General features: G+C 71.3%; 11 protein-coding genes and 1 pseudogene. 4 read left to right on the top strand and 8 right to left on the bottom strand.

All coding sequences use genetic code 11. The features are described 5' to 3' along the window. Positions 1-25: 25 nt before the first annotated feature. Positions 26-237, top strand: a pseudogene (locus AQJ46_RS57290) (hypothetical protein); the annotation flags it as partial. Here AQJ46_RS57290 and adh read toward each other — a convergent pair. The 6 genes from adh to xylB form a co-directional block, all read right to left on the bottom strand. Continuing rightward, complete coding sequence (gene adh / locus AQJ46_RS23555) at positions 234-1757, bottom strand: aldehyde dehydrogenase (RefSeq protein ID WP_057609888.1); 1524 nt, start codon at positions 1755-1757, stop codon at positions 234-236. The pseudogene AQJ46_RS57290 and the gene adh overlap by 4 nt on opposite strands. Before the next feature lie 55 nt (positions 1758-1812). After that, on the bottom strand, positions 1813-3093 hold the full coding sequence (locus AQJ46_RS23550; protein WP_059207482.1) for a GAF domain-containing protein: 1281 nt from the start codon (positions 3091-3093) through the stop codon (positions 1813-1815). A 97-nt stretch (positions 3094-3190) separates the two neighbouring features. Then, positions 3191-3790 carry an N-acetylmuramoyl-L-alanine amidase gene (locus tag AQJ46_RS23545; protein WP_059207481.1) on the bottom strand — a complete coding sequence of 200 codons (600 nt, stop codon included), beginning with the start codon at positions 3788-3790 and terminating at the stop codon, positions 3191-3193. A gap of 28 nt (positions 3791-3818) precedes the next feature. Beyond that, on the bottom strand, positions 3819-4832 hold the full coding sequence (locus AQJ46_RS23540) for an acetamidase/formamidase family protein (RefSeq protein ID WP_059207480.1): 1014 nt from the start codon (positions 4830-4832) through the stop codon (positions 3819-3821). A 263-nt stretch (positions 4833-5095) separates the two neighbouring features. Further along, positions 5096-6304, bottom strand: coding sequence for an ROK family transcriptional regulator (locus AQJ46_RS23535; protein ID WP_059207479.1), 1209 nt, complete (start codon positions 6302-6304; stop codon positions 5096-5098). A gap of 7 nt (positions 6305-6311) precedes the next feature. Further along, on the bottom strand, positions 6312-7757 hold the full coding sequence (gene xylB / locus AQJ46_RS23530; RefSeq protein WP_059207478.1) for a xylulokinase: 1446 nt from the start codon (positions 7755-7757) through the stop codon (positions 6312-6314). A 161-nt stretch (positions 7758-7918) separates the two neighbouring features. Between xylB and xylA the strand changes: the two genes are divergently transcribed. Continuing rightward, positions 7919-9085 (top strand): xylose isomerase, encoded by a 1167-nt coding sequence (gene xylA / locus AQJ46_RS23525; RefSeq protein ID WP_031039593.1) that lies wholly within the window; start codon positions 7919-7921, stop codon positions 9083-9085. Between the two features lie 180 nt (positions 9086-9265). After that, positions 9266-9721, top strand: coding sequence for a hypothetical protein (locus AQJ46_RS23520; protein ID WP_063803841.1), 456 nt, complete (start codon positions 9266-9268; stop codon positions 9719-9721). A gap of 1 nt (position 9722) precedes the next feature. Here the strand turns inward: AQJ46_RS23520 and AQJ46_RS23515 are convergent, their stop codons facing one another. Together AQJ46_RS23515 and AQJ46_RS23510 are read right to left on the bottom strand one after the other, a co-directional pair. Then, positions 9723-11063, bottom strand: a complete 1341-nt coding sequence (locus tag AQJ46_RS23515) for an esterase-like activity of phytase family protein (RefSeq protein ID WP_059207477.1) — start codon at positions 11061-11063, stop codon at positions 9723-9725. A gap of 138 nt (positions 11064-11201) precedes the next feature. Next, entirely contained in the window at positions 11202-11882 is a 681-nt protein-coding gene (locus tag AQJ46_RS23510; RefSeq protein WP_059207476.1) for a TetR/AcrR family transcriptional regulator, read from the bottom strand. A 100-nt stretch (positions 11883-11982) separates the two neighbouring features. Here AQJ46_RS23510 and AQJ46_RS23505 point away from each other — a divergent pair, with 100 nt between their 5' ends. After that, the gene (locus AQJ46_RS23505) at positions 11983-12828 is read left to right on the top strand and encodes a patatin-like phospholipase family protein (protein ID WP_059207475.1); all 846 of its coding nucleotides are present in this window, start codon (positions 11983-11985) and stop codon (positions 12826-12828) included. Positions 12829-12848 lie beyond the last annotated feature (20 nt).

The following is a 12848-nucleotide window of genomic DNA, read 5'->3' as shown; positions in this document are numbered from 1 at the left end:
CGCGAAGTGGTCGTGGAAGCCCCCCGCCGGCCTGGTCACCGCCCTCAACCCGCACATCGGCTACACGGCGGCCACCGACATCGCCAAGGAGGGGCCCTCGTCGCCGGCCGTGGCGTCGCCGAACTCGCCCTGGCACGACGCCTGTTGCCAGCCGAGATGCTCGCCGACCCGGGTAGCTATCGTGTCGGGTTGCCTGGAGCGCAACGGCGCCCCCAGGCAACCGACTTGAGACTCTAGAAGAACCCAAGTTTCTTCGGGCTGTATGAAACAAGAAGGTTCTTCGTCTGCTGGTAATGCTCCAGCATCATCTTGTGCGTCTCCCGCCCGATCCCCGACTGCTTGTACCCGCCGAACGCGGCATGCGCCGGGTACGCGTGGTAGCAGTTGGTCCAGACGCGGCCCGCCTGGATCGCCCGCCCTGCCCGGTACGCCGTGTTCATGTCACGGGTCCACACGCCCGCCCCGAGCCCGTACAGCGTGTCGTTGGCGATCTTCAGGGCGTCGTCGAAGTCGTCGAAGGAGGTCACCGAGACGACAGGGCCGAAGATCTCCTCCTGGAAGATCCGCATACGGTTGTCACCCTCGAAGATCGTCGGCTGGACGTAGTAGCCGCCCTTCAACTCACCGTCGTACTCGATGCGTTCGCCGCCGGTGAGGACTTTCGCGCCCTCCTGCCGGCCGACGTCCAGGTAGGAGAGGATCTTCTCCAGCTGGTCGTTGGAGGCCTGGGCGCCGATCATCGTGTCGGTGTCGAGGGGATGGCCCGGCTTGATGAGCTCGGTGCGGGCGACGGCGGCCTCGAGGAACTCGGCGTAGTTGCCGCGCTGGATCAGTGCCCGGGAGGGGCAGGTACAGACCTCGCCCTGGTTGAGGGCGAACATCGTGAACCCTTCGAGCGCCTTGTCACGGAAGTCGTCGTCCCGCGCCCAGACGTCGTCGAAGAAGATGTTCGGTGACTTGCCACCGAGTTCGAGGGTCACCGGCTTGATGTTCTCCGAGGCGTACTGCATGATCAGCCGCCCCGTGGTGGTCTCGCCGGTGAACGCCACCTTGGCCACCCGCGGGCTGGACGCGAGCGGCTTGCCCGCTTCCACACCGAAGCCGTTGACGATGTTCACCACGCCCGGCGGCAGCAGGTCCGCGATCAGGCTCATCCAGTAGTGGAGGGAGGCCGGGGTCTGCTCGGCGGGCTTGATGACGACCGCGTTGCCCGCCGCGAGGGCCGGGGCCAGCTTCCACACCGCCATCAGGATCGGGAAGTTCCACGGGATGATCTGTGCGACGACACCGAGCGGCTCATGGAAGTGGTACGCCACCGTGTCGTCGTCGAGCTCGCCGAGCGAACCCTCCTGCGCGCGGATCGCCCCCGCGAAGTACCGGAAGTGGTCGATGGCAAGGGGGATGTCGGCCGCCAGCGTCTCCCGCACCGGCTTGCCGTTCTCCCAGCTCTCGGCGACCGCCAGCTTCTCGAGGTTCGCCTCCATGCGGTCGGCGATCCTCAGCAGGATGTCGGACCGCTCGGTCACCGAGGTCCGGCCCCAGCCCGGAGCGGCGGCGTGCGCGGCGTCCAGCGCCCTCTCCACGTCCTCCGCGGTGCCCCGCGCGACCTCGGTGAACGGCTGCCCGTTCACCGGGGACGGGTTCTCGAAGTACTGCCCGCGCACCGGCGGCACGTACTCGCCACCGATGAAGTGGTCGTAGCGCGCCTGGTAGGAGACGATCGCGCCCTCGGTGCCGGGTGCCGCGTAACGGGTCATGCTGGCCAGCCTCCTTCAGCAGCGCTGCCCGCCGTTGGGCAGCTCTGGCGTGAGGCTAGGAGCGCGGACGTTGCAACCACGTTGCCGTCGGCGCGGCCAGCTCGGACTCCAGCGCGGCCAGTCGGGCCCGGACGCTCGCCGTGGGCCGCACGGCGACGAGAGCCCGCCACACGTCGACGTCGTCCTCGCCCCAGGGCGCATGTGCCCAGTCCGCCAGCAGGTCCGGGTCGTGGCCGGCGACCAGCGCCGTCCGCAGCCCGTCGGCGATCCGGCGCCTGAGCCTGACCACCGCCGGTGCCTGCGAGGCCGGCAGCAGCGGACCGGTGTATCCCCGTGCCGCCGCGGTGACCGCCCCGCTCTCCAGCCGCCGCTCCACGACGGCCACGTCCGACTCGACCTGCACGGTCAGCCGGTACGGCCGCGACGACAGCAGCCCCGGACCCAGCACCCTGCGCAGCCGCGCCAGTTCGGCCCGCAGCGTCACCGGTGTCACCGACTCGTCCTCGTACAGCGCGCACAGCAGCTCGTCCCCGGTCAGACCCTCCGGGTGCCGGGACAGCAGCACCAGGATCTCGCTGTGCCGGCGGCTGAGCCTGACCCTGCGGCCGGCGCCGACCAGCAGCGCCTCGTCCCGGCCCAGTGCGCTCAGCTCGGACGTGTCGGTGGCGGGCTGCTGCGGGAGGAGCAGCGCCAGCTGCGACTCGGCGGCCCGCGCGACCGCCTGGACGAAGCCCAGGCTGTGCGGATGTGCGAGCCCGTCCCCGCCGGTGATGTCCACGGCCCCCAGTACCCGCCCGGTCCGCGGATCGTGCACCGGCGCCGCCGCGCAGGTCCACGGCTGCACCCGGCGGATGAAGTGCTCCGCCGCGAACACCTGCACCGGCCGGTCCACCGCGACCGCGGTACCCGGCGCGTTCGTCCCGACAGCGGTCTCCGCCCACCGCGCGCCCGGCACGAAGTTCATCCACTCCGCCTGCCGCCGGGTCCTCGTGTGACCCTCGACCCAGAGCAGCCTTCCGTGCTCGTCGCACACCGCGAGCAGGTGCTCCCCGTCGGAGGCGAAGGTCCCCATCAGCTCACGGAACAGCGGCATGACCCGCGCCAGCGGGTGCTCGGCCCGATACGAGCCGAGGTCCCCGTCGCTCAGTTCGACGCTCGCGGTTCCGTCGGGCCCGACACCGGCCCGCGCGGAACGCCGCCACGACTCGGCCACCACCGGGCGCACCGGCCGCTGCACCGTGCCCGCCTCGGTGAACGTCTCGTGTGCGCGCCGCAGCAGCCGGACGTGCTCGGCAGGGTCGGCCCCCGGTTCCAGGGCCACCCATGGATCGGTCAACTCGGCCTCCCGGAAAGCGATGCGGCTGCGCCCATCGTCACTCCGGGTGCGCGCGCAAACAACCTCCTCGACCGGCCTCACCCGAACGATGCGCGGCTCACACGGCTTCGACCATGCGCAAGTAGCGCTGCCAGTCCCAGTACACCCCCGGGTCGCTGTGGTCGGTGCCCGGCACCTCGTAGTGCCCGATGATGTGCGCGCGGTCCCTGGGGATGCCGTATCTCTCGCAGATCCCCGCCGTGAGTTTCGCGGACTGCTGGTAGAGGGCCTCGGTGAAGTAGGCGGGCTTGTCCACCCATCCCTCGTGCTCGATGCCGATGCTGCTGGTGTTGTCGTCCCAGTTCCCGGCATGCCAGGCGATGTCCGCCTCCCGCACGCACTGCGCGATGTGCCCGTCGGCCGATCGCACGACGTAGTGCGCGGACACCTTCTTCGCCGGGTTCTGGAAGATGGCCAGGGTGCCGGTGTAGGCGGTCTGTGTGACGTGGATGATCACCCGGTCCACCTGGTGGGACCAGGGGCGCTCCGCCGCCGTGAAGTTGGACGGGGTGGCCGGCTGCCACTCGGCGAACGGGTGGTCGACGGGTTGCGGGGCCGCTCCGGCCTGGGCTTCGGGAAGCAGCGCGTACGGTGTGGCGGCCAGGACGGCCCCCTTCAGCAACCGCCGTCTGCCGAGCAGCGGTCTGGCGCGTTCCATGAATCAGTGCCTTTCGTCTCAGCGGTGTTCAGCCAAGCAGGGCCACCGCGGTCTCACGGAGCCGGTCGTGTACTCCGCGGTGAGTCTCGCGTGCCGGCAGCCATTCCTTGCGGATCTTCGCCACGCAGGTGTAGTTGGTGTCGCACACGTTGGCCAACGGCGACTCCACCGCCTGGGTGGCGAACTGGTACGCGTCCAGTTCGCTGAACCCGTAGTCGCGCACCAGCCACCGCACGAGGTCGAGCTGGGATATCCGGAACGCGTCCTCCAGCGGGCGTGCCGAACCGGTCGAGATGATGTGGGTGTCCGACTCGATGCGCGGCCAGGGTGTGGCAAGGCCCTTGAGCAGCTCGACGATGACCACCGTGTTCATCGCGCACTCGACGGCGACCCCGCAGGTCTCTCCCTCGCCCTGGCGGGCGTGTCCGTCGCCGAGGCTGAGCAGGGCGCCCTCCACATTGACGCCGAGGTAACAGGTGACACCCGCCCGCATCTCCGGTGTGTCCATGTTCCCGCCGTGCGCGTCGGGCACCAGTGCCGAACGCACCTCCAGATTGGCGGGAGCCACCCCCACGGTGCCGTGCATCGGGTCCATGGGCAGTTCGATCTCGATGTCGCTGTCGCGCGCCCGGAACAGTGCCGTGCGCCGACTCCGGTCCAACTGCCAGATCCACACGGTCTCCGGCAGCGGGGGCTGCAACGTGGCGGTGGTGTGCGTCGAGGTGAGCGCGCCGAACAGGGGAACTGTGGTCGACGCGGCCCAGTCCCGGGCCGGTTCGATCGACACGAAGTGCACGGCGACCGTGTCACCCGGTTCCGCTCCCTCGATGTGGAAGGGACCGGTCTGCGGATTCAGGAAGGGGAACTCGCACACCTCGGACACCAGGTCCTTCTCGGACCGCACCCGCCCCGCGAAGCAGTCCTCCGTGTGCAGGTCGAGGACTGTGCCGGGCGCGATGCGGGCCACGGGCGGTGCGCCGCCGAACGTCCAGGCGTACTCGCCGGGTTCTGGCCGTACGGTCAGGATCATGGGGTCGCTCATCGCTGTACAGCTCCGATTCGTACGGGTTCGGCGAGGTGGTCACAGGCGGTGTCGGCCATGCTTTCCGGAGGCCGCCGTATCAGCATGATCAGCGCCACGATGCCTACGTCACCCCCCGGTTCCCGCCGTTCGAGGCCGTTGGGTGCCTCGCCTGAATCACGGTACGGCGGCTGCCGGTCGGGCAGTAGAGCGCTTGGTGTTTCGGTGGACAACCTTGGGGTTGTGGACAACTTCCTCACCCGATGGGGTGAGGTCGCCGCGGCTCAGGCCCGTTCGCCCACAACCGCCGGGTCGTCCAGCACGGCCCGCACCACCGAGTGCGCGGCCCCCAGCAGCGGACCCTCCGAACCCAGGCGGGACACGGACACCGGACAGGCCGGACCCGCGGTGCGCCGGGCCAGCTCGTCCCGCAGCGAGGGCAGCAGCCAGGGCGCGAGCCCGGCCAGCGCGCCGCCGAGCACCACGGCTTCGGGGTCCAGCAGATTGACCGCCCCGGTCAGCGCGATGCCGAGCGCCTCGCCGGCCTCGCGCAGGGCACCCCGTACGTCCTCGTCGCCGTCCGCGGCATGCTGCGCGAGGAGTCCGACGCGGTCCTCGCCCGGCTCCAGGCCGGCCGTCCGCAACACCGCCTCCTCCCCGGCGTACTGCTCCAGGCAGCCGCGCCCGCCGCAGGCGCACCTGGGGCCGTCGGGGTGGACCGGCACATGCCCCAGCTCGCCCGCGAATCCGCGGGTGCCGCGCAGCAACTGCCCGTCCACCACGAGCGCCGCGCCGATACCGATCTCCGCCGAGACGTGCAGGAAGTCGTGGGGGGTGCTGTCGCCGAGCCAGAGTTCGGCCAGTGCGCCGAAGTTGGCTTCGTTGCCCACGGTCAGCCGGAAGTCCTCGGGCAGCAGGGTGCCCAGGTCCGTGTCGTGCCACTCGAGGTTCGGGGCCCGGACGACGGTCCGGGCGTCACGCGCCACCAGACCGGGCACCGCCACCGCCAGGCCCGCTGGCCACAGGCCCTCGGCCTCCGCCTCGGCCACCACCTGGTGTACCAGGGAGGTGAGTTCCGCGATCACCGGCTCGGGGGAGCGGCCCCGGTTCGCGGCGTACCGCACCACTCGTGAGCGCACCTGTCCGCGCAGATCGACCGCGCAGACCGCGAGGTGGTCCACGCCGATTTCGGCGCCTATCCCGGCCGGCCCCTGCCCGCTGACGGCGAGCGCGGAGCCCGGCCTGCCGACCCGGCCGGGACGCTCGGGGCCCAGCTCCTCGAGCAGCCCCGAGCGTATGAGCTCGTCGACGAGGGTCGACACCGCGGCCCTGGTCAGCCCGATGCGCGAGGCGACCGCGGCACGCGACAGCGGTCCCTCGGCGCTCACGGTGTGCATGACCCGGGCCAGGTTGCGGCGGCGCATGCCCTGCTGGGTGTCGGGCAGGCCACGCCCCGGACCCGCCGGGTGGGCGTCGTGCACCGGTGCCGTCATGCCTCCCTCACCCCTCAGAGGTCCCCCGCTCCAGCAGCGGCGCCGCGTCGGAGAGTACCCCGGCGATCCTGGCCAGCGTCTCGTCGTCCCGCTCCACGGCCGCCAGTACCGGTCCGGCGGCCGTGTTCCAGCGCCGGGCGACCGCGCCCGGGTCCTCGCCGGTGAGCAGTCCGGCAGCCTGCGCCGCGGCGCCGAGCGCGACCAGCTCCTTGGCCTCGGGCACCTGGACGGGACGCCCCGAGAGCCGCCGTACGGTCTGCTGCCAGGCGGTGCCCTGCGCGCCGCCGCCGATGAGCAGCAGCGGCGTCGAACGATCCGCGTCCTGGTCGAGCACCAGGTCCAGCGCTCCGAGCAGTGCCTGTACGGCGCCGTCGTAGGCCGCCTGGAGGAGCTGGCCGCCGGTGGTGTCGTGGCGAAGGCCGTGCAGTACCCCGGAGGCGTTCGGCAGGTTCGGGGTCCGCTCGCCGTCCAGGTAGGGCAGCAGGGTGACCCCCGAGACCGGCTCGACGGCCTCGCGGTCCAGGCCCAGCAGCGCCGCGACGCGGTCCACGGCGAGCGTGCAGTTCAGGGTGCAGGCCAGCGGCAGCCAGTCTCCGTGGGCGTCGGCGAAGCCCGCCACGGTGCCGGTCGGGTCGGTGGGGCGGTGCTTGGAGACGGCGTACACCGTGCCCGAGGTGCCCAGGCTCATCACCGGCGTGCCGGGGCGCAGCCCGAGGCCGAGCGCGGCCGCGGCGTTGTCGCCGGTGCCGGGGGCGACCAGAGTGCCCTTGGAGAACGGCAGGTCATGGCCGTCGCGCACGGTGCCGGCCACCTCGCCGGGCCGGACCACGCGGGGGAGCAGAGCCGGGTCGAGGCCCACGCGCGCGAGGATCTCGTCGTCGTACGACTCCGTCGCCGATGCCCACCAGCCGGTGCCGGAGGCGTCGCCCCGGTCCGTCGTGCCCTCGCCGGTGAGGCGCTCGGTGAGGTAGTCGTGCGGAAGACGCACGGCCTTCGTGGCGCGCAGGGCCTCCGGCTCGTGCTCGGCGAGCCAGGCCCACTTCGTGACGGTGAAGGAAGCGCCCGGCACGCTGCCGGTCCGCTCCGCCCAGGCCTTCGGGCCGCCCAGCTCCTCGATGAGACGCCGAGCCTGGGGCGCTGAGCGCACGTCGTTCCACAGGAGGGCCGGGCGCACCGGCTCGCCCTGGGCGTCGAGTGTGACGAGGCCGTGCTGCTGTCCCCCGATCGACACCGCGGCGGCCTCGCGGGCCGCGTCCCCGCACTGGCGCAGCGCCTCGGACAGCGCGTCCCACCACTGACGGGGGTCGCTCTCCCGGCCGGCCCCGGAGGACACGGTGTGCGGCGCCTGGCCCCGCGCGACGACCCGGCCGGTGGCCGCGTCGACCACCAGCGCCTTGGTGGACTGGGTGGACGTGTCCACGCCGACGACGAGCGGACCCTCGGCTGCTGACATCGGGTTCTCCCTTTTGCGGCTCTTGACCGTGATGCGGCTCGTGACCCTGATATGGCTCATGTCTCCACCCGGAGACACCTTGTCTCTTCCCAGAGACGTGTGTGCATACTAATTTGTAAACCGCCATGACGAAATAGTCCACAGCAGCAAGGAGCCGCGTCATGAACTACCAGCCCACCCCCGAGGACAGGTTCACCTTCGGCCTGTGGACCGTCGGCTGGCAGGGAAGGGACCCGTTCGGCGACGCCACCCGCCGCGCCCTCGACCCGGTCGAGACGGTGCAGCGCCTGGCCGAGCTCGGCGCCCACGGCGTGACCTTCCACGACGACGACCTGATCCCCTTCGGAGCGTCCGACAGCGCGCGCGAGGGTCACATCAAGCGCTTCCGTGAGGCCCTGGACGCGACCGGCATGAAGGTGCCGATGGCGACCACCAACCTCTTCACGCACCCCGTCTTCAAGGACGGCGCGTTCACCGCGAACGACCGCGACGTGCGCCGTTACGCGCTGCGCAAGACGATCCGCAACATCGACCTGGCGGTCGAGCTCGGCGCCGAGACCTACGTCGCCTGGGGCGGCCGCGAGGGCGCCGAGTCCGGCGGGGCCAAGGACGTACGCGTCGCGCTGGACCGCATGAAGGAGGCCTTCGACCTCCTGGGCGAGTACGTCACCGAGCAGGGCTACGACCTGCGCTTCGCCATCGAGCCCAAGCCGAACGAGCCGCGCGGCGACATCCTGCTGCCCACCGTCGGCCACGCCCTGGCGTTCATCGAGCGACTGGAGCGCCCCGAGCTGTACGGCGTGAACCCCGAGGTCGGCCACGAGCAGATGGCCGGGCTGAACTTCCCGCACGGCATCGCGCAGGCCCTGTGGGCGGGCAAGCTCTTCCACATCGACCTCAACGGCCAGTCCGGCATCAAGTACGACCAGGACCTCCGCTTCGGCGCCGGCGACCTGCGGGCCGCCTTCTGGCTCGTCGACCTCCTGGAGAGCGCCGGTTACGCCGGCCCCAAGCACTTCGACTTCAAGCCGCCGCGCACCGAGGACCTCGACGGTGTGTGGGCGTCGGCCGCGGGCTGCATGCGCAACTACCTCATCCTCAAGGAGCGCGCAGCCGCCTTCCGTGCCGACCCGCAGGTCCAGGAAGCGCTGCGTGCCTCGCGTCTGGACGAGCTGGCGCAGCAGACGGCGGCGGACGGCCTGAAGTCGCTGCTCGCGGACCGCAGTGCCTTCGAGGAATTCGACGTGGAAGCGGCCGCCGCGCGCGGCATGGCCTTCGAGCAGCTCGACCAGCTCGCCATGGACCACCTGCTGGGTGCGCGCGGCTGAATGAGCCCCACGCGCGTGTGCTGTCGGCCGTGAGTGGCCTCCGCCGACGGCACACGCGTGTGCGGACTTGCAGCGACCCTCGCGGGGAATGTGCCGGAATCATGCGATCCACGGCATGGGGGCGTATCAACTGCCGCGCGGGGGTCGCCCCATGACCGGTTCGAGGCGACTCTGGACGGTATGGCCATGCCGCCGGTACCGCCCCAGCCGCCCGGACCGCCGGGTGACACACCGCCTCCGGGCGGTGGCTTCGGACCGCCTCCTGACGACTTCGGGCGCAACGACCCGAACCCGTACGGGGGTCTGCCGTCGACCCAGCGGATGGGTTCGGTCGGCGACCCTGGGACGAACGGTCCGAGAAAGCGGCGGAGCCCGCTGTTCGCCCTGCTCGCCGTGATCGCGGCGGCCTTGGCCGTCGCCCTCGTGGTGGTCTTCATGGCATCGGGGAACGACGACTCGCCGGTCAAGGACCCGGCCCCGGCGACCAGTCCGAGCAGTTCTCCCAAGCCGTCGTTCAGTCTGCCCACCCGGCTTCCCAGCGAGTTGCCCAGTGAGCTCCCGTCGCAGTTTCCGACCGACATACCCAGCGAGTTCCCGAGCGACCTGGAGTCCTTGCTCCCGTCTCTGATCGGGTGAGTCAGAGGCGGTGCGGCAGCCGGACGTACGACACCGTCGTCTCCACCCCGCTGTCGACCAGTCGGCCGTCGGCGTCGAACGCTCCCGCTCCGTCCGTCATCCCGAAGTCGTTGTCGTTGATCAGGGCGAGTGTGTCGTGATCCACCCGTGCGATGCCCTCGATCTTCCCAGGCACCCCGGCGACCGCGCCCAGGCCGACGACCAGGTTCTTGGCGAGTACGGGCACGCCCGAGGCCGCCGGATCGTCGAGCTGCTCCAGTGACGGAGACGTGGTGTCGTCGTCCCAGGTGCTGCCGAGGATGTTCGAGGACCGGTCCAGGCGCACCAGTTGAAGCCGTGCGGCCTTGTCGGTGCGCTCCTCGACCAGCAGCCGGTCACCGCCCACCGCGACCACCGAGGAGATCTTGAGCTCGGAGGTGTCGTCCTCGCTCGGGTCCACGACGTTCACCGGGTCGAAGCGGTACGCGTACTCGGCGGTGACCGTCTTCTTCTTCGGCGAGAAACGCAGCAGCCGGGTGGTCCTGGAGGACTCTCCGGCGCTCGTGTCCGGCAGGGACAACGGGCTCTGCACCGCCAATACCAGTTCCCCGCCGGGCAGTTGGGCGAGCCCCTCGAAGCCCCGGTTGATCTTCCGGTGCAGCAGGACGGAGGGCAGCGCCTCCACCACCGGGTAGCCGGCGCCGGTGAGGTTCAGCCCCTTGGGCACATAACGCGTGAGGACCTTCCCGCGCGCGGAGACGTGGACCAGGCTCGGCCCGTACTCGTCGACAAGCCAGAACGTCCCGTCCGGGGCCCGCACGATGCCTTCGGTGTCCAGGCCGTTCGGGTTGTACGACAGTGCTGTGAGCGCGTTGTAGTCGTACGGCGCCTCGTCGCGGCCCTGCTGGTCGGGCAGCCCGGTGACGGGCTTGCCGGAGGAGGTGGTGACCGGGATCGCGTCCAGCACCTTCACGGTGTCGCCGCGGACGCGGATCTTCACCATCGCCGGGTCGAAGCCGGGGACCGGGAACGTGCGGCGCTTGGTGCCGGCCACCTTGATCTGACCGTTGGGTCCGCGGTCGGTGACGGTCCAGAACTCGCCCTTGCGGCCCGCCGGGTAGATGTCACTGCCGATGCCGCCGAGGTCGACCCCGCGGTCGTCGGCCACCGTGCCCGGCAGGAGCCTGTTGCTGAACACACCCAGCGGGATGTCGCCGAGCGTCGCCGTCCTTACGACCTGCGCCTCGCCCGACGGGGCACCCATGGCCGGTCCCGCTGCGATCAGGGCGGCGATGAGGGCGAGGGGTACCCCCGCCGCTGCGGTGCGTCTGGCGGGGCGTCGGCCGTCGAGGTGCGGGGACATGGGGCCTCCTGGTAACCAAGTTCGGTGACAGCGGCCAGATTTGAGCCCCGCGCGGAACGCCGTTCGACCGAAGGGTGAACGGGTGGCGTCGGCCGTGCGTCGGCCCGACATCGCGTTACGCGCGCGCGTGCCGCGTGTTCAGCCGGTCGCGCTGCGGGGTGGCCGGTGCGGTCCCAATCCTTGGAGCACATCGCCGAGTTCGTCCGCCGTGAGCGCGGGGGACGGGAGGGGGGCCACGGCCGGCGAGGCACGCAGACCGTCGAGGAGCAGGGCGAGAGGGCGACGCCAGGTTTCGGGACCGGCGGCCGCGGCGAGGGAGGGGACGGCCCGGCCGAGCGCGGCCAGCGCGAAGAGAACGTCCTCCGTCGTGACGTCCGCCCGGATGCTTCCCTCCTCGCGCCCACGACGCAGGAGCAGCTCCATGGTCGCCCGGTTGTGAGCGTGCACGGCCTGCAACGACTCGACGCCCTCGAGGTGCGTGGTCATCAGGTCGTTCGTACCGCGATCGGTCGCCAGGACGGCGAACACCGCTTCCGTGTAGCCGACGAGTCCCTCCCAGGGGTCAGCGGCGGCCCGGGCCTGCTCGCCGGCGGCCATGGTGCCCGCCAGCGGGTCACGGAAGACCGCGTCGACCAGGGCGGCACGGCTCGGAAAATGCCGGTAGAGCGTGGCGTTTCCCACCCCCGCGCGTCGCGCGATGACGTCCAGGGGTGCCTCCAACCCCTGCTCCGTGAAGACCTCGTGAGCGGCTTCGACCAGCAACTCCCGGTTGCGTCGCGCATCGCGACGCCGTACCGGCGCTGTCGAGTCGTCCGCCATGATCGCCCCTTCGCATTACCGGGGAGTGTTCCCCGGTAACGATGCTATCGTCGTCCAGGTAAGTGGGGAGTGCTCCCCACTTACCTGGGAGGGGTGGGACATGGGCAGTACGGCGCTCGTTCTCGGCGGGGGTGGGCCCGTCGGCGGAGCCTGGATGACGGGAGTTCTCGCAGGCCTGTGCGACGCCGGTGTCGACCCGGCCCGCGCGGATGTCGTCATCGGGACCTCAGCCGGTGCGATCTTCGGTTCGCGCCTCCGCGCGGGTGAGCCCGCGCGCGAGTTGTACGAACGCCAACTGGCCGGCGCCGACCGGGTGGGCCTCGGTGTGACGTCTGCTCAGACGCTTCGCTTTCTGTGGGCCGCGCTGGGCTCCCGCGATCCGGAGCGTTCCGTGCTGCGCCTCGGGCGAGCGGCGCTGAGGGCCCGCACGGGTCCCGAGTCCGATGTGTACGACGCCCTGCGGCCATTGCTGCGGAGCGTGGGCGCCTGGCCCGACCGCCCACTGCGGATCACGGCCGTCGACGCCCTCTCCGGGCAACTGACGGCCTTCGACGCCGACTCGGACGTCACGCTCCTCGAAGCCGTTGTCGCGAGCTGCGCGGTGCCCGTGGTCCTGCCTCCGATCACCTTGACCGGGCGCCCCTGGATGGACGGGGGCAGCCGTTCCACGGCCAACATCCACCTCGCGCGTGGCCATCACCACGTCCTGGCCATCGCCCCGATCCCCGCCGCCGTGGGCCCTCATCCCGGTGCCGAACAGCAGGCGGCCGTCCTCACCGCCGAAGGCGCCCACGTCACCCTCGTGACGCCGGACCGCGCCGCACGCCGGGCCATGGGCCGCGACATGACGTCGGACGCGCGCCGCCCCGCGGCCGCCCGGGCCGGCCACGCCCAGGCGACAGCCCTCGCGGCCTCGGTGCACCCGCTCTGGCGCGCGGAGCGGTGAAGGCCGGGTCGGGACGCCGT

Origin of the sequence: Streptomyces canus, from assembly GCF_001514145.1 — a bacterium.
GTDB classification, from domain to species: domain Bacteria; phylum Actinomycetota; class Actinomycetes; order Streptomycetales; family Streptomycetaceae; genus Streptomyces; species Streptomyces canus.
Note: the sequence above shows the minus strand (reverse complement) of the source record. Positions and strands in the feature narration are given on the sequence as shown.